Annotated in this window: 13 protein-coding genes; 4 read left to right on the plus strand and 9 right to left on the minus strand. The window is 62.2% G+C overall.

What is annotated here, in order from left to right:
- Positions 1 to 29: 29 nt before the first annotated feature.
- From Q1K09_RS01095 to Q1K09_RS01105, 3 genes are read left to right on the plus strand one after another with little or no spacing between them, the layout of a single operon-like run.
- Positions 30 to 806: an energy-coupling factor transporter transmembrane protein EcfT gene (locus Q1K09_RS01095; protein ID WP_300342654.1), complete on the plus strand. Its 777-nt coding sequence runs from the start codon at positions 30 to 32 to the stop codon at positions 804 to 806.
- Complete coding sequence (locus Q1K09_RS01100) at positions 799 to 2,427, plus strand: ATP-binding cassette domain-containing protein (protein WP_300342486.1); 1,629 nt, start codon at positions 799 to 801, stop codon at positions 2,425 to 2,427. Before Q1K09_RS01095 ends, Q1K09_RS01100 begins: the two co-directional genes overlap by 8 nt.
- Positions 2,424 to 3,146 (plus strand): queuosine precursor transporter, encoded by a 723-nt coding sequence (locus tag Q1K09_RS01105; protein ID WP_300342488.1) that lies wholly within the window; start codon positions 2,424 to 2,426, stop codon positions 3,144 to 3,146. Before Q1K09_RS01100 ends, Q1K09_RS01105 begins: the two co-directional genes overlap by 4 nt.
- A 68-nt stretch (positions 3,147 to 3,214) precedes the next feature.
- Here the strand turns inward: Q1K09_RS01105 and Q1K09_RS01110 are convergent, their stop codons facing one another.
- The 9 genes from Q1K09_RS01110 to Q1K09_RS01150 all read right to left on the minus strand — a co-directional run bounded on the left by Q1K09_RS01110 (position 3,215) and on the right by Q1K09_RS01150 (position 15,177).
- On the minus strand, positions 3,215 to 4,867 hold the full coding sequence (locus Q1K09_RS01110) for a hydantoinase B/oxoprolinase family protein (RefSeq protein ID WP_300342490.1): 1,653 nt from the start codon (positions 4,865 to 4,867) through the stop codon (positions 3,215 to 3,217).
- Entirely contained in the window at positions 4,864 to 6,921 is a 2,058-nt protein-coding gene (locus Q1K09_RS01115) for a hydantoinase/oxoprolinase family protein (RefSeq protein ID WP_300342492.1), read from the minus strand. The genes Q1K09_RS01110 and Q1K09_RS01115 overlap by 4 nt, the downstream gene beginning before the upstream one ends.
- Entirely contained in the window at positions 6,918 to 7,754 is an 837-nt protein-coding gene (locus Q1K09_RS01120; RefSeq protein WP_300342494.1) for a PfkB family carbohydrate kinase, read from the minus strand. Before Q1K09_RS01120 ends, Q1K09_RS01115 begins: the two co-directional genes overlap by 4 nt.
- The gene (locus Q1K09_RS01125) at positions 7,754 to 8,773 is read right to left on the minus strand and encodes an SIS domain-containing protein (RefSeq protein ID WP_300342496.1); all 1,020 of its coding nucleotides are present in this window, start codon (positions 8,771 to 8,773) and stop codon (positions 7,754 to 7,756) included. Before Q1K09_RS01125 ends, Q1K09_RS01120 begins: the two co-directional genes overlap by 1 nt.
- Before the next feature lie 382 nt (positions 8,774 to 9,155).
- A complete protein-coding gene (locus tag Q1K09_RS01130; RefSeq protein WP_300342656.1) occupies positions 9,156 to 10,814 on the minus strand; it encodes an ABC transporter ATP-binding protein in 1,659 nt (552 codons plus the stop codon).
- Positions 10,815 to 10,816: 2 nt separating this feature from the next.
- Positions 10,817 to 11,698 (minus strand): sugar phosphate isomerase/epimerase family protein, encoded by an 882-nt coding sequence (locus Q1K09_RS01135; protein WP_300342498.1) that lies wholly within the window; start codon positions 11,696 to 11,698, stop codon positions 10,817 to 10,819.
- A gap of 2 nt (positions 11,699 to 11,700) precedes the next feature.
- Entirely contained in the window at positions 11,701 to 12,576 is an 876-nt protein-coding gene (locus Q1K09_RS01140; RefSeq protein ID WP_300342499.1) for an ABC transporter permease, read from the minus strand.
- On the minus strand, positions 12,576 to 13,523 hold the full coding sequence (locus Q1K09_RS01145; protein WP_300342501.1) for an ABC transporter permease: 948 nt from the start codon (positions 13,521 to 13,523) through the stop codon (positions 12,576 to 12,578). The genes Q1K09_RS01140 and Q1K09_RS01145 overlap by 1 nt, the downstream gene beginning before the upstream one ends.
- 79 nt (positions 13,524 to 13,602) lie before the next feature.
- Positions 13,603 to 15,177: an ABC transporter substrate-binding protein gene (locus Q1K09_RS01150; RefSeq protein ID WP_300342503.1), complete on the minus strand. Its 1,575-nt coding sequence runs from the start codon at positions 15,175 to 15,177 to the stop codon at positions 13,603 to 13,605.
- A 240-nt stretch (positions 15,178 to 15,417) separates the two neighbouring features.
- Between Q1K09_RS01150 and Q1K09_RS01155 the strand changes: the two genes are divergently transcribed.
- Positions 15,418 to 16,536, plus strand: a complete 1,119-nt coding sequence (locus tag Q1K09_RS01155) for a LacI family DNA-binding transcriptional regulator (RefSeq protein WP_300342504.1) — start codon at positions 15,418 to 15,420, stop codon at positions 16,534 to 16,536.
- Positions 16,537 to 16,618 lie beyond the last annotated feature (82 nt).

A 16,618-nucleotide genomic window follows, 5' to 3' on the forward strand; every position in this document is an offset into this window, starting at 1 on the left:
GTTCTCTTAGGACGCCGGCGCCGACCGTGATGCACCCCTCCACCGAGCTGGTGCTGCTGGGCTGCGCCCTCCTGCTGGTCTACGGGGTGGCCTCACCGGTGGTGCCGGCGTCGGTCCTGGTGCTCTCCTGCCTGGGAGCGGTGCTCTCCACGCGGGTGCGCTTTGCGCGCTGGCTGGCGGCGCTGGTCGTACTGGCCGGTCCCATGCTGATCATGGTCGGCATCATCCAGGGGCTCTTCTATCCGGGAGAGGCCGTCACGGTGCTCTGGCAGGCTGGACCCGCCGCCCTCACGGTGGAGGGACTGGCGGTGGCGGCTCAGCTGTGGCTACGCGTGGCGGCCATGATTGCCCTGTGCGCCCTGCTGGCCTTCGCCTCTAACGCCTCGCGCGTGTTCGACGGCCTGGTGGGGCTGCGTCTGCCCCTGAGCGTGGCCTATATCTGCGCCACCGCCATGACCCTGGTGCCGCTGATCCGTCGTCGCACGTCCCAGGCTCTGGATTCCCGCGCGGCCCGTGGCTGGGCGACGGACCGGTGGACTATTCGGGTGCGCCTGCTGCCCGGGATCCTCGCCGGGCTGCTGACCACCTCGCTGGTCCAGCTGGATCAACGCCACGATGCGCTGGTGCAGCGCGGATTCGGCCGGCACCGTCATCCCACGCCGGCGCGGACCTACCGTAAGGCTACCGGCGAGCGCGCACTGCGGTGGGCGGCACCGGTGCTGAGCGTGGCTCTGGTCACCGCCTCCCTGACCGATGTTCTTGCGCTGCCCTCAGCAAGTGACCTCCTGGAGGTGCTCCGTGGCTGATCTTCCCTCTGCTCGCTCCGCCGGGTCCACCCCCCTGCTGCAGCTGCGCGGTGTGAGCTTCTGGTACCCGGAGGTGACATCCGACCACGCAACCGCGCCGGCTGCGCTGCAGGACGTCGCCCTGAGCCTGGCCGCCGGTGACGCCGTGGCCGTGCTGGGCCCCCAGGGGTCGGGGACCTCAACTCTGTGCCGTGCCGCCGCCGGGTTGCTGGCCGAACACGGGCGGCTCACCGGCAGCGTCACCGTCTGCGACGCTGCGCTCCCCGGTCAGGAGTCCGCTCAACCTGCCGGCGTCGCACCTGTGGCCCTGCTGGGCGATGATCCAGAGGCCCAGCTGACCGGCATGGCCTCGGTGATCCTGGATGAGATCCAGCTCCCGGGGCGACTGACCGGGCACCCGCTGTCCGAATGCGCGGCCCGGGCCCAGCAGGTGATGGAACTGCTGGGCATCGCTGAGCTTGCCGGCCGCCGGGTGGAGGAGCTCTCCGGAGGCGAGCGCCAGCTGACGGCCTTGGCCTCCCTGCTCACGCTGGACCCGGCGGTCCTCATCCTGGATCAGCCCAGTCTCTCGCTCGACGCCGCGGCCCGGGCTCGCCTGCTCAACGCACTGCGGCAGCACTGCACGGCGGGTGGGGCCGTGCTGATCGCCGCCCACCAGTGGGACGAGGTGACGGCGTTCTGTCCGCGCACCCTGTTCCTAGAGGCCGGGTCGCTGCAGAACGCGTCACTGACGAACACCGCGAAACGGGACGACGACGTCGCCCGCCTCCTCAGTCCGGCAGCTGTCGACGATGCCAGCACTGCAGCAAACCGCTCCTCACACAACGCCGGAAGCCCGACTTGTGCCGCCCGCGGGGTGTGGGATACCACCGGGGCCGCAGCGTCCCCCACCATCGCAGAGGTTCCGGTCTCCGGGCCGTCCTCCGCACCGGGGTGGTCGCCCCTCCTGCAGACCCGGGGCCTGACCGTTGTCCGGGGCGGGAGCACTGTTCTGAATGGCGTAGACCTGTCCCTGATCCCGGGCACCATCACGGGCGTGCTTGGTCCCAACGGAGCGGGGAAATCGACGCTGCTGCGTGCCGTGGCCGGGCTTCTGCCGAACAGAGCCACCGGCGCGGGGGCCACCACGGTGTCTGGGACTGTCCTGGGCCCCGCCGGTGTGGACCTCACGAATCTGCCGGCCTATCAGCGCGCCGGCCACCTCGCCTGGGTGGGGCAGGATCCCGGGGTACAGCTCTCTGCCTTCACGGTGGAGAAGGAACTCTGGCAGACCCGCAGAGGTGAGGGGCGACGTCGTCGTGCACCCTCGGCGGACGAAGTGGCCGAGGTGCTCGAGCGCACCGGACTGTCCGAGCACGCCCAGACCCACCCCTATGACCTGACGCCTGCCCAGCGCAAGGATGTGGTGATTGCAGCGGCGCTGCTGCTGCAACCGCGCGTACTGCTGCTGGATGAACCCACCCTGGGCCGCGACGGGCCCTCGATGGAGCGGCTGACCCGTCTGCTGCGCGGCCTGGCGCATGCCGGCTGCGCGGTACTGCTGACCACCCATGACCATCGCTGGGCGCAGACGCTCTGCGACACCCTGATCACGCTGACCAAGACCCCGAGGACATCATGAGCACTCCTGTGACCCCCTTCGCCCAGGTCGGCAGCCGGTTCTACCCGACCCTGCTGGCGCTGCTGGCCGCGTTCTATCTGATCTCCAACATCGCCGCGACCAAGACCATGGCCTTTGACCTCGGCTTCGCTGAATGGGTGGTGGACGGCGGGGTGTTCCTGTTCCCGCTGACCTATCTGATCGGCGGGCTGATCGCGGAAGTCTACGGTTTCCGGGCCGCGTTCCGGGCCGTGCTGGTGGGTTTCAGTGTGATGGTCATCGGCGCGGTGGTCTTCGGTCTGGTCACCGCCTCTCCGGCCACAGAGGGCGCGTGGAATCAGGAAGCCTTCGAGATCCTCTTCGGCTGGGACGGGGTCTACCTGCGGATCCTGGTGGCCTCACTGCTGGCATTCCTGGCCGGACAGCTGGTCAATGCGGTGGTGATCGTCCGGATCAAGGCGCGCTTCGGCGAACGGAACCTCTGGGCACGGCTGATGTCGTCCACCGTCTTCGGGCAGATCGTGGACACGTTCCTGTTCGGTCTGGTGGCCTTCAGCGCGTTCACCGCGTTCCTCGGGCTGGAGCCCATGATGAGCTGGGGCGAGTTCGGCAACTACCTGGTGCTGGGCGTGATCTACAAGTGCCTCATCGAATGGGTGCTGCTGCCGGTGACCTATGCGGTGGTGGGCGCGCTCAAGCGCCGCGAGCCCAGCTACCTGGGTGGGAGACCTAGCCGTTAAAGACCGGCCCGCACGCTTGTATCACAGGCGTACGGGCCGGACTACAGGCGACCCTGGCTTCCAGAAGCTCAGTCCTGGCGGCACTGCTGCGCGGTTGCTTCGGAAATGCGTCCATCGGCGCGGTCCGCTGCGAGCTGCGCTTCCGCACGCTCCTCCGGAGGACCATAGCCGCCGCCGCCCGCTGTCTCGATCGAGGCGGTCTGTCCCGGCTGCAGGACGGTGTAACCGTGGTCGACGGGCTGTGCGTCCTCGCTAAGAACACATCGGGCAGATTGCCCCGGGCCGCCTCCAAAGAGCCCCCAGGGCTGCGATTTCTGTCGGCTCGTATCTAACCAGAAGTGGACGTCGGGGGCCTCCACCCGAATCTTGCGCCGGATACCCATGCCACCACGGTGGCGTCCTACGCCGCCGGAGTCCTCTATCAGCTCATAGGACTCCACTACCAGTGGGTACTCGGCCTCTAGACTTTCCACCGGCAGGTTGGAGGTGTTAGTCATGTGCACCTGCACTCCATCGAGGCCGTCTTTGTCATGACAGGCTCCACTGCCGCCCCCGATCGTTTCCAAGTACACGAAGTCTCGACCGCGGGAAGCGTCATGTCCCGAGAAGTGCACCCCCGTAACGGCTCCGTTTGAGGCTGCAGTCACTCTTTCGGGCAGAGCATCCACGAGAGCACCATGAATGAGGTCGACGACTCGTTGGCACGTCTCGATACGGCCATTGACTGCCGCTGGCGCCGTGCAGTTGAGGATGGATCCCTCGTCCGCGACGATCGTAACCGGCCGGTACAGTCCCGCGTTCGGCACGATGTCGGGGTCAATCAGTGTCTTTAAGGTGTAGTAAACCGTCGCATAGAGCCCTGTCCAAACGACATTGACGCTGGCCCGCACCTGCGGGGGGTTACCTGAGAAGTCGAAGAGCATCTCGTCCCCGCTGATCCGGATCCGGACGCGCAGAGTCAGCTCTTCGTCCAGCTCGGGAGCGTCGAATAGATCCTCGAAAGTGTACTCACCATCAGGAAACTCAGTGATAGCAGCACGAGTCCTACGCTCGGTGTAGTCAAGAAGGTTCGACGAAACCCCTTCAATGACATCTACTCCGTAGCGTGAACAGAGCTCCTGATACCGAGTGATGGCCACGCCCAATGCAGCTTCCTGTGCGCGCAGGTCCGCAGTCCGTTCCTCGGGGATTTGGCAGTTCAGCAGGATAAGACTGAGTAATTCCTCCTGCTGGACCCCTTCGCGAACCAAATGCACCGGGGGGATGCGGATCGCCTCTTGGAAGATGTGCGCGTGCCCACGGTCACCAAAATCCGCATGGTGGGCCAGGGTAGCCGCCCACGCAGAAATTCGACCACCCACGAAGATGGGGGATGCCAGGACGATGTCGGGCAGGTGCGAGCCGCCTCCGGTGTAGGGATCGTTGCCGATAAAGACATCTCCCTCACGGATATCCGCCTCACTGAAGCGGCCCCTGATGGCACCAACGATGCCCATTAGAGAGCCGAGATGCATAGGGGAACCGCCCTCGTCCTGAGCCAGCGCTAGGCCCTCAGCGTCGAAGAGGCCAGCGGTACAGTCCCGTCGTTCTTTGATATTGGGGGAGAAAGCTGCTTTCACCAATGTCTCGCCCATTTCCTCGACGATGGTAGAGAGAGCTGAGCCCACTACCTCGACGATGACCGGGTCTAGCTGGCCAGTGGCACGTGCTGAAGTTGTCATGCTTCTTCTCCGATCGTAATCACGAGGTTTCGCAGGGAGTCGACGACGCAACGGTCCCCGGGCAACAGAATTGTGGTGGTGTCCATCTGCTCGACAACGGCAGGACCTTGAACCACGTTGCCGGGCATCAACTTGCTGCGGTCGTAGACCGTGATGCTGCGGAATCCCTCCTTGGGGTCGAAACAGGTCTCACGCGTCCCGATTGCGGCGCCCGAAGGATCTTCCCCGCCCAGTTCGCTATGACGCAGTTCCACGCGAGGGGCGCTGCCCTGGGCCTCTACTCGGAACGTCACCGCCTCAAGACGGGCTTCCGGTGAGGAGTAGCCATAGACCCGCTCATGCTCTGCGTGGAATGCCTGCGCAATGACCTCCATCCCGTCCTCACCTAGTTCTTCTGGCATTTCCACCGGCAACTCGAAGTTCTGACCCGCGTACCGCAAGTCCAACCGGCGTACAAGGCGACGACCCTCTTCAGCGACATCCTCCTCGGCGAACCACGCCGCGGCTTCAGCGGAGAGTTCAGCGAAGACGTTAGCTACCTGTGAAGCGGTCTCGTGGGTGAGGCTCGTGATACGAGTGCGCATGAAGTCTGCCTTCACGTCAGTCATCAGCAACCCCATGGCTGACTGAGCGCCAGGTATCTCGGGAACAACTACGCGGGACATCCCCAGTTCCCGGGCGAGTCGGGAAGCGTGCAGCGGTCCAGCTCCTCCAAAAGGCACCAGAGCATAGTCCCGAGGGTCGTAGCCCTTCTGCACCGAGACCACCCGCAAGGCACGCGCCATATTGGCTGTGACGACGCGGAGTATCCCCAAGGCGGTTTCCTCCACGGAGAGGCCGAGGGGATCTGCGAGGCGACGCACGGCATCAACAGACTTCTCGCGGTCAATCTTCATCTGCCCGTTGAGCAGATATTCAGGGTTGAGCATCTGCAGGACCACATTGGCGTCGGTAACTGCTGCGCGCTCACCATTGCCATAGCAAGCCGGCCCCGGGAACGCGCCCGCGCTCTCCGGGCCCACGCGCAGGTGACCACCCGTGTCGATCCATCCCAGAGAGCCTCCCCCAGCCCCGACGGTATGGATGTCCAACATCGGCGACCGAATAGGCCGGCCGTCCAGCTCCATGCCAGAAGTGACCTTGGGACGCCCCCCTTGGACCAGCGAGATGTCCGAAGACGTACCACCCATGTCGAAGGTGATGATGTCATCAAAGCCCGCGGCAGAGCAGATCTGCGCCGCCCCGACTACACCCGTGCTCGGGCCTGAGAGGACCAAGCGCACCGGCATGGCCTCGGCAGTCGCGAAGGGAATGACTCCGCCGTTGCTCTGAGTGATGTGTGGAACGGCGGTGAGGCCTTCGGCGGCAAGCTTCTCTCGCAGAGCCGCAAGGTAGCGGTAAACGACAGGTCCAACATATGCATTGGTGACCACGGTAGAAAGCCGCTCATACTCACGGAACTCCGGCAGCACCTCACTAGACAGGGAGACGTAAGCCTCGGGATGCTCTTCCCGGATGATGTCAGCGATGCGCCGTTCATGCTTCGGGTCCACATAGCTGTAAAGCAGGCAAACGGCCACCGCTTCAACACCGGCAGACTTCAGCTGCCGTGCCGCTTCGCGAACCTCGCCCTCGTCAAGCTCCCTCTCCACCTCGCCTGTGCTGCGCAGGCGTTCTGCCACCTCGAAACGGTGCCTCCGAGCCACGAATGGGGCGGGCTTATCAGCACGGGCGTCGTACATATCGGGGCGTCTGCCACGTCCCAACTCAAGAAGGTCCCGGAACCCTTCGGTAGTGATCAGCCCGGTGAGCACGCCGTTGCCGGTGAGCAGCGTGTTGGTACCGACTGTGGTGCCATGGGCGAAGTAGTTGACCTCGCTAATATTTCGGCCCCCGATCTGATCAAGGATCTCGGAAACGCCACGTAGGATCGCCCGGCCCGGATCGTCGGGGGTGCTGGATACCTTACGCACATGCACATGCTGGGTAACGTCGTCGAAGGCGACGACGTCGGTAAACGTCCCACCTGTGTCGACACCGATACGAAGACTCATGAGTTGACTACCTTCGGGTCTGTTTCGGATACGGGATGATAGGAGATCGGATGTCCGAATGCTCCGTGGATGAGGCATACCTGGGCCGCATGGGCACTCGCCGAGGCAGCTACCGTTTTGGCATCACGGCCACTGAGCAGACCTACCAGCACCGAGGCTATGAAGGCGTCCCCCGCCCCCAGGGTGTCAATCACAGCCACCCGCTCAGCTTTCTGGAACAGCACACCTTCCGGAGTGCCCAGGTAGGCCCCCTCACCCCCACGCGTGGCGATGACGTTCTTGGTACCCCGTTCCAGCATTGCCTCTACCAGCTCGAGGGATTCCTCCCGTGAAAGATGGTTTGTCGAGAAGCTAGCCAAAAAGAGGTGCTGGGCCAGCTCTACCGACTCTTTGAGAGTGAAGCGGCTGCCGAAGTCAAAGGACACTTTCGATTGTCCTGCCATTTCGGGAATGTTCGACCGCAGCGACCCGGTGTACGCCGTATGGACCGTGTCAAAGTTCGCCATAGCCTTCAGTTGGCTTTGGTTCAGGTCGAAGGGCTGGACGGATCGATCGGAGCCAACAAACACCCGGTCCGTATCCACGATCTCGACCTCGGCATAAGCGTTGTGACCGTGAGCCACCTCTGTCAGGTCAGTGGAGACGCCCTCCACCTCCAGCGCCCGCTTCAGATGCCTGCCGCCCTCGTCATCTCCCAACACGCCCATGTATGCCGCACGGGCTCCGAGCCGGGAGGCGAAGACGGCGACGTTGACCGCGTTGCCACCGGGGTAGCCGACGCCTAGGCGCCTGTAACGGTCGATGACGTTGTCGCCGGCTCCGAGGATCTTCATTAGTACTGCACCTTGTACATGTATCGACGGACAGAGGTGTCATGCCCACGACGGGCAGCAACGTGGTCGAGCACCCGACGTTCGGCACTCATGAGGGCGATGACGCTCAGGTCTTCACGAGCCTGCCCTTCGATGCCTGGGAGGCTGAACTCCTTGGTATCGACCACACCCAGCTTAGACGTGTACTTCTGGCCGAACGTGACGACGCGCTCCCCCAAAGGACGGCTGCTGTCCTCTGCCAAGAGGGCGATAAGGGGAGTCTCCTCAAGGATCATCTCGAAAGGCCCGTGGAAGAAGTCCCCTCCGTTGATCGCTGCGGAGTTCATCCACTGCATCTCCTGGAAATAACACCAGGCCATCATCTTGGCCATACCGTAGGCCGGCCCCGCGCCGACGACATAGGAAAGCGGCGAGTCCTCCAGAACGTCGGCGATGCGCTCTCCAGCGATAGCCACCTCATCCTTGACGAGACGCAGAGCTTTAGGAAGGGCCGGCAGTGCAGCGCGCAGCGTAGCCGCCCGGTCCTCTGCGCCGAACGCCTCGAGCAGCGCCAGTGCGATCTGCTCGTTATGCACCAGCTTGGGCTCGGTAATGGAGATGGTGTCCGGATAATCCAGGTGAACGTCCCCCACGCGAGACAACCCGCTGTCGCCTTCGCGGGCGATCACCGCGACAGTAGCACCTCGTTCCTTGGCGAACTCTGCCGCGGCAACGGTTTCCGGAGTGTTGCCGGAGTGGGAAGCAGGCACGACCAGGGCTGTCTCGTCAATTCCCTGGGGATCTCGGGAGGTAAATTCGGCGCTGGTCAGGCGTTGTACTGACAACCCACGCGCATAACGGTCAAGGAGATCAAAAGCCGGGTAGGTTCCAAAGTGCGAGCCGCCGCATCCGACGAGGAACACCTTGTCCACACCCTTCTCCACCGCCTGAGCCACAATGGCCCGGGCCTTGTCGTTTTGGTCCAGGGCGTGCTGAACACACGCCTCAAAGTCGTCAGGGACGGGAATGATTTCGCTCATGAGCGCTATGAATCCTTTGAAACAGGGAAAGATGAACAGTTGGGAGCGTTCCCAACGCATATAGCCTTACCTACTTTGGGAACGGTGTCAACTGTTGGAACGAGCTGATTGAGCAAGTTCTTGCACCCCCTTGGGACAACCGAAGATTCGCCTTACGAACGTCAAGAAGGCACTTCTCCAGCGGACTGGACCGCGGGGTGAGCGACTCGCGACCGCACGGCGCGCAGGGAAAGACCCCATGGTCCACATCAAAGGCATGGACAATAAAGGGCGAGAATTGAGACCGTTACCAGGGTGAAGCCTGCCCGGACACAGTCAAGATAGTGCCCCAAATGTAATGGCGCCACATCATAGTGCGGGACCCCTCCGCCTGCGCGATTCCTTATGCAACCGCAGCGGAACGCCGTGCACGCTGCACCACCGGGTCGGGAACCGGCGCCGCATCGATCAGCTTCTGGGTATAAGTCTCCGTGGGAGTACGGAGAACATCTGCAGTCCTGCCACTCTCCACCAGCTGCCCCTTCTGGAGCACCCCCACATGGTCCGCCAGGAGTTCAACTACAGCGAGATCGTGGCTGATGAATAAGCAGGAAAATCCGAGCCTTTCCTGCAGTTCCTGGAAGATCTCCAAAACTGCTGCTTGGACTGATACGTCAAGCGCTGATGTCGGCTCGTCAGCGATGAGCACGGAAGGTTCCAGCGCCAGAGCACGGGCGATACCGATTCGCTGGCGTTGTCCCCCTGAAAGCTCGTGAGGGAAGCGCGACGCCCATTCCGCTGGAAGCTTGACCATCCGCAGCAGCTCGGCCACTCGGTCCCGGCGTTCCCCAGCGCTCATGCCTTTCCTCTGGACCACCATGGGCTCGGCGATCGATTCCCCGATACTCACCCGTGGATTGAGAGAGGAAGCTGGGTCCTGGAACACCATGCCGTATTGGCTTCGCAACTCCTGAGCTTTGCCCCTGGCCCCGACGGCGATGCCGTTGATCCTAATCGAGCCGGACTCCACGGGAGCCAATCCCACCACTGCTTTGCCAATAGTGCTCTTGCCCGACCCAGACTCACCTACCAACCCTAGGATCTGGCCTTGCGGGATGGTCAGGCTAACGTCCTTGACCGCCTGGAACCCGGGACGACCCCAGCGTCCGGGATAGCGCACATGCAGGGCTTGGATGTCGAGGGCCGCGGTGGTCCCGGCATCCTCCTGGTGAGGCACGGGAGTCGGTTCGGGGTCGATGATGGACTCAATGCGCGGGACCGCTGCAAGCAGGGCACGGGTGTATTCATGCTCCGGCGAAGCGAAGAGACTACGCACCTCGGCGCGCTCGACGATTTCGCCATGTCGCATGACTATGACGTCATCGGCCATATCGGCGACGACTCCCATGTCATGCGTGATCAGCACGATGGCCATATCCATCTCAGTCTGGAGACGACGAAGCAGAGCAAGAATCTCTGCCTGCACTGTGACATCGAGCGCCGTAGTAGGTTCATCTGCAATGAGCACCGACGGGTTCTTGGAGATCGCTATGGCAATCATTGCCCTCTGCCGCTGCCCACCGGAAAGCTGATGGGGGAAGCTCTTGATCCGACGCTCCGGTTCCGGGATTCCTACCAGTTTCAAGAGCTCCACGGCCCGCGCTCTCGCCTGCGCGGAGGGGACTTTCTCGTGAGCCTGCAGTGCATCGACGATCTGCCGCCCAATGGTGAAGACCGGATTCAGCGCCGTCATCGGTTCCTGAAAAATCATCGCAACGTCGTTGCCCCGGACTGCTCGCAGGCGCTCCTTGGAGGCACTGACGAGGTCCTCCCCACGCAACAACGCTTCGCCTTCGCGCACCGCGTTGGAGGGCAGCAGGTCTAACACCGCCATAGAGGTGACTGACTTGCCAGAGCCAGACTCTCCCACAATCGCCAAGGTCTTCCCGGGCTCGACAGCAAAGGACACTTCACGAGTAACCCAGGTGGTGTCGTCATCCTTGTTGAATCCGACACTAAGGTTGCGCACTTCGAGAACCGGTGGAACTGTCTGGGTCTGCATTTTCACTTATCCTCCTCAAGAAATCCCGCCTCGCGGGCCGCTCGGCGCAAGTTCTCGGTGCCATAGACACAGACATCTTGACTGCTAGCGAGGGAGCGCCATGTGTGTGTTCTGGTTGCCATAGTTGGCAAGGTCACAGGGAAGTGTTCGTATACCAGCAATCCTGAGTAATCGATGTCCCGAAGAGCGGCGAAGACTGAACGCCAGGGCACCTGGCCGGTTCCAGGGACCCCTCGATTACTCTCCACCACGTGTACGTGCTTAAGTCGCTCTCCCACCAGGCGAATAGCCTCGGCGGGGTCTGTCTCTTCGATGTTCATATGAAAGGTGTCCAACTGGACTGCAATATGGGTCGAGCCCACCGCATCAGACAGCTGGACGGCGTCCTCGGCAGAGTTGAGGAAATACCCTGAGTAGCGGCTCACCGGCTCGAGGGTAAGGGTGATGCCGTACTCCTCAGCCAAGGGGGCCACCTGCTGGAGTGCCTGCACAGATCTCTCCCACTCTTCGGTGGTTCGCCCCCGACCGGCAAAGACTCCGTTAGCGGAGTGGATTCCTCCGGCGATAGTCGAAGCCCCGAGTCTCGATGCAAGACGAATGCACCTTTCGAGATGCGCTATCCCGCGACTTCTGATTTCAGGGTCGTCGCTGATGGTCGAAGCGTCAGCCGCCAGGGCAGTGCCAAGGACCACCTGCAGGCCAGTCCGATCTGCGGCCTCAAGCACCTCTTGCTCCGGAAAGTTTCCGGGGTCGGCCACATGAACTTCCACAGCATGGAGACCGCACCGGGCCACCTCATCGAACACCAACCCAGGATCCTCTGCGATGTCATGGACGAACATCTGGCTGTGCGCTCCGAGCCTTATCCCGTTCATTCCTGTCATCCCTAGGCCACCGTAGCCTTGGGAGCCTGTCGGACAGCCCCTCGCTTGCGTGAACGCCGTGGGTCCAAAGACTTCTCCAGTGCATCGGCCAGGACAGAGAAACACAGGACGGTGGCAACGACGGCCGCACTGCTGAAGAAGAGCAGACCAGGGGATGTCATCATGATGGCCTGGCCCTCGGCGATCATTCCGCCCCATGACGGGGTAGGGGGCACCACGCCCAGTCCTAGGTAACTCAGTCCCGAGGACAGGAGCATGGAGGTTGCCACCGTCATGGAAAGTTGGACCAGGACAGGCGGCAAGGCTCCAGGCAGGATGACCAGGAAGAGCACACGCAGTGAGGAACTGCCCATCACCCGGCTGGCCTGCACGTACTCCAAGTTGCTGATGGTCAGCACCTCGCCGTAAACGACGCGGGCGAACTGCGGCGCGAACAGAATGCCCATTGTCAGGATGAGAGTCAGCGATCCCGGCCCGAACAGCGTGACCACCAGTAGAGCAAAGACGATCGGAGGGAAGGCCAGGATCACTTCGATACCACGCATTGCGAGCATTCGGGGAAACCCCTTGGTCGTCCCGCCGATGAGCCCGATGACGACACCGAGCACGGCCGCCAGAGCAGCAGCGCCGAAGGATACGAGCAGGTCCACCCGAGCTCCAGTGATCAGACGGGAGAATATGTCCCGTCCAAACTGATCGGTACCGAGCAGATGGTCTGCTTCAGGAGAGATGAGACGCTCATTGCCGTGTGCAACGGGGCTGTGCGGAGCCAACCACGGGGCCAGCAAGGCACCAGCGACGAGAAGCGCTAAGAAGAGCGCTGCAAGGAAATTACCGGGAGACTTCAGCTCGCGGAGGAAAGCGGCCAGTCGGTTCATCAGTCCCTCCCCCTCGGGTCTATGAAGCCGTAGAGAATGTCTACGACAATGTTGAGAAGCACAAACAACGCGGCAATCACTAGAACGGTGCCCTGGACCACTGGATAGTCCCGGGTAGTCACACCATTGATCAGGAGCTCAGAGAGACCCGGCCAGCTGAACACGCGTTCGACGATCACGGTTCCTCCCAGGAGTGCGCCCATCTGCAGACCGGAGACGGTGACTACCGAGGTAAGGGAGTTCCGCAGGACATGCCGGGAGAAGACCCGCGACTCCTTCAGGCCCACGGAACGCCCGGTGCGCACCCAGTCTTGTTCACCGACTGAAAGAACCGCGGTACGCGTCATACGGGCCACGACAGCGGTGAAGGCCAAAGAGAGCGAGATGGTGGGCATGATGAGGGTCTGGATATGGCCCACCGGATCGTCGCTGAAAGGAACGTAACCGCCGGAGGGCAACCACTGCATTTGAACACCGACGAAGTACACCAGCACCACGGCTGCCACATAAGCAGGGATCGCCACGCTAAAGGAGGTCACGACCATCAGCACCCGGTCGATCCAACCGCCCCGCCGTCCCGCTAGGGCTCCAAAGAGCACTCCAAAAAGCACCGAGACTAGAGTGGTAGCGAATACCAACTGCAACGTGCGAGGTAGCCGTTGACCGACTAGTTCTGTAACCGGCGTCCCGCTGCGCAGCGACTCCCCCAAAGAACCGGTGAGAAGTTGTCCCAAGAAACGGGTGTACTGCTCCCAGAGAGGCAGGTGGAGGCCCAACTGCTCGCGCAAGTTTTGGATGGCTTCCTCGGTAGGCGTGGCACCGGTCCCAGTGAGGATGATCCGGGCGGGGTCGCCGGGCACCATGTGCAGCGCCAAAAACACCACTGTGGCGACGACCCAGAGCAGGACCAACCCCACTGCGAGACGCTTGCCGATCATGGCGAGCATGTGAGCTCCTTACTCGTCAGTACGTGTCTGTGGGGCCAGCACACTGTGCCGGCCCCACAGGAATGGACTCTCTGGCTGCTCACTCCTCGGTGAAGTGAGCCTGATCCAGGGTGTACCCAGAGGTGAAGGTCAGGAAGCCGGGGATGTGGGCGAAGCCTTCAAGCTCGGTCGAGTAACCGTAAGCCTGGGAACGCCAGGCCAGGCCGATCACCGGCGCCTCTTCTAGGATGTACTCGCCCAGCTCGTTATAGACCTCTTGCCTCTCCGCAAGGTCACTAGCCCGGCGACCCTTGTCGAGCAGATCGTTGACGGTCTCGTCGTCATAACCATAGGGCGCGTTCTGAGCTCCTGCCGGCGTCAGCATCTGATCCATCCATGCCGGGTCGTTGGTGGTACCCACGGTGCCGTACACGGCGATGTCATATTCACCTTCCGCGCCCAGGTCAAGCCGAGTGGGCCAGTCGGGCAAGTTCATCTCGAGCTCGATCCCGATCTGCTCAAGGTCGTTCTGCACGGAAAGCGCAGTGTTCTGGTGGAAGTCATACTGGGATGAGGAGAGCATTCGGGCCGTGAAGCCATCCGGGTAGCCGGCTTCCGCTAGAAGCTCGCGAGCTCGGTCCAAATCCTGCTCGTACCACTTGTCCAGGTCCGGGTTGTAGAACTCGCTGTCCTCTGGCACGGGCATCCCGTACATTGGTGCACCTTCACCACCTAACGCCGATTCAACTACAGCCTCACGGTCCACCGCGTAAGCCACGGCCTGACGAACCCGAGGGTCGCTGAAGGGACTGTCCGACTCGACGTTGAACTGCAGGTACATGAAGGGACCCATAGTCTCGTCGAGGACCAGCCCATCGTTGGCTTCCACCTGGGCGTAGTTCGTCCAGCCAACGAACGAGATCATGTCGGCGCTGCCCGTCAATAGGGCATTGTCACGGGCAGCCTGGTCTGGGAGCACCTGAAACTCGATCTCATCGAAGTGAGGTTGTTCGTCCTCGTAGTAGTCCTCGAACCGCTGGACAACGAACGCGGATCCCTCCTCATAGCTGACGTATTGGAAGGGCCCCGCCCCCACGTAAGTGGGCCCGTCGTTCCCGATGGTTTCGCTGGGCAGAATCGCCCCTGAAACGTCAGCCAGGTAGGAGAGGAACGCCGCGTCGGGTTCCTCCAGGTGAACAATGACTGTGCGCTCGTCGGGAGTTTCGATAGATTCGATGCCTTGGGCGACCGGATAGAGCTTGGCCACTGTGTCCGGGTCCGCAAGGTGCTCCAAGGTGGCCTTGACGTCCTCACTGGTGAGGTCGGTGCCGTCGTGGAAAGTCAGGCCTTCTCGAAGGTGGAAAGTGTAGGTCTGAAAGTCCTCGTCCTCAAACTCTTCAGCCAGGGCAGGGACAATTTCGCCACTCTCGTCATACATGACGAGCCCCCGGTGGAGGACGCTGTTGAGCATCATCGAGGCGCTGCCCTGGTTCTGAGGGGTAACGAGACTAGGCACGTCGCTATCAAGACCGAAGGTCAAGGTACCGCCACCCTGACCGTCCCCGTCACCACCCTCTGCATTACTACCGCACGCGCTGAGCACGAGTGTCGCTGACAGAGCCAGCACCCCGTAACGCAGGCTGGCCCCATTGCCAGTGGTGGAGTGATTCTGCATAATTCGTCTCCTCATCAACGGTGCAGCATCCAGACATCGCCTCTACGGTTCGTCGACTGGATGCCACGGGATGCCCAGACTTTCTGGGAACGCTCCCAAACCTCGGGTACGAACAGTGTTGCGCATTGTTGGGAACGGTGTCAACAGATTTTTGTGTCGCAACACACATGTAACCCTTTCGTAACGCTGGCATAACACAACCCATCCGCCCCGCTCGCCTCCATGAGGGGCGCGTCTACAATGAGCTATGCCGAAGGGCATGACATCCACAGGAGGGGCTTACACGTGGCGCCACGCAGTCAGTCAGTCACCATAAACGACGTCGCGCGTGAAGCCGGAGTCTCCAAGTCCAGTGCGGCCAGGGTGCTTGCCGGACGTGGGTCCAGCAGCCCCAAGACACAAAAGGCTGTCCATGAAGCGGCTAAACGCCTCGGGTATCGGCCGAATGCGCTTGCCAAAGCAATGGTCTCAGGCTCCAGCAAAACCATCGCCGCAGTCCTCCCAGATGTCGCCAATCCATTCTTCTCGGCTGCGCTCCGGGGACTTACGGACGCGGCCCGTTCCGCTGGCTTCGAGGTGCTGGTCGCTAACACAGACAACGACCCAGACGTCGAGACCCGAAGCATCGAACTGCTCACCGAGAAACGGGTGGATGGGTTTGTCATCGCTCCGGTCTTCCAAGACGAGCCCGACGCAATCTCCCGACTCGTGAACGATGAAATCCCCGTAGTCCTCTTGGACCGCCGCATGCCCACTCTGGCGGACGTCCCGCTGGTCTCACTGGATCACGTAGGCGCCTCCGAACTGGCCACCGAATCGCTCATCGAGCTGGGGCACAAACGTATCGCCATCGTCACCGAAGCAGTCTACGACTCTCAAGGCGTCAGCGGGTTTCCACCAGGGATTGACACCGGGGCACTCCGGCCATCTGCACAACGCCTCCTGGGCTACCGCAACGCGCTGGGCAAACACGGTCTCCCTCTAGAACATGACCTTGTGGTTCACGCCGAATACACGTGGCGATCCGCGCAAAAGGCCGTTCGTCGACTCATTGAGTCCGGCCAAGACTTCTCCGCCCTGTTCTGCACCGATGCGGTATTGACCGCCGGCGCTTACAAGGCCATCGTTGAGGCGGGGGTTCCCATTCCGGAGACCTTTTCCTTCATCGGCTTCGACGACCAAGAGTGGACCACCCTGGTCAGCCCTGCAATCAGTGTGCTGGACCAGCCTCGCCATGCGCTGGGGGCCACCACCGCTACTCGCCTCCTGGCCCAAATTCGCCACATTACAGCGAACCAGCAGGACGTCCGCCTGCCGGCGAACCTCATCCCGCGTGGCACGACGGCACCCCCACGCTAGGACGTATTCCGTGAGGTGGCACGTATTTGGAGTCTGCCAGCCGGCCTCCTACGCGGGCTGAAACTGGCGCTGCCGCACTGCA

Origin of the sequence: Nesterenkonia sp., from assembly GCF_029265375.1 — a bacterium.
Classification (GTDB): Bacteria; Actinomycetota; Actinomycetes; order Actinomycetales; family Micrococcaceae; genus Nesterenkonia.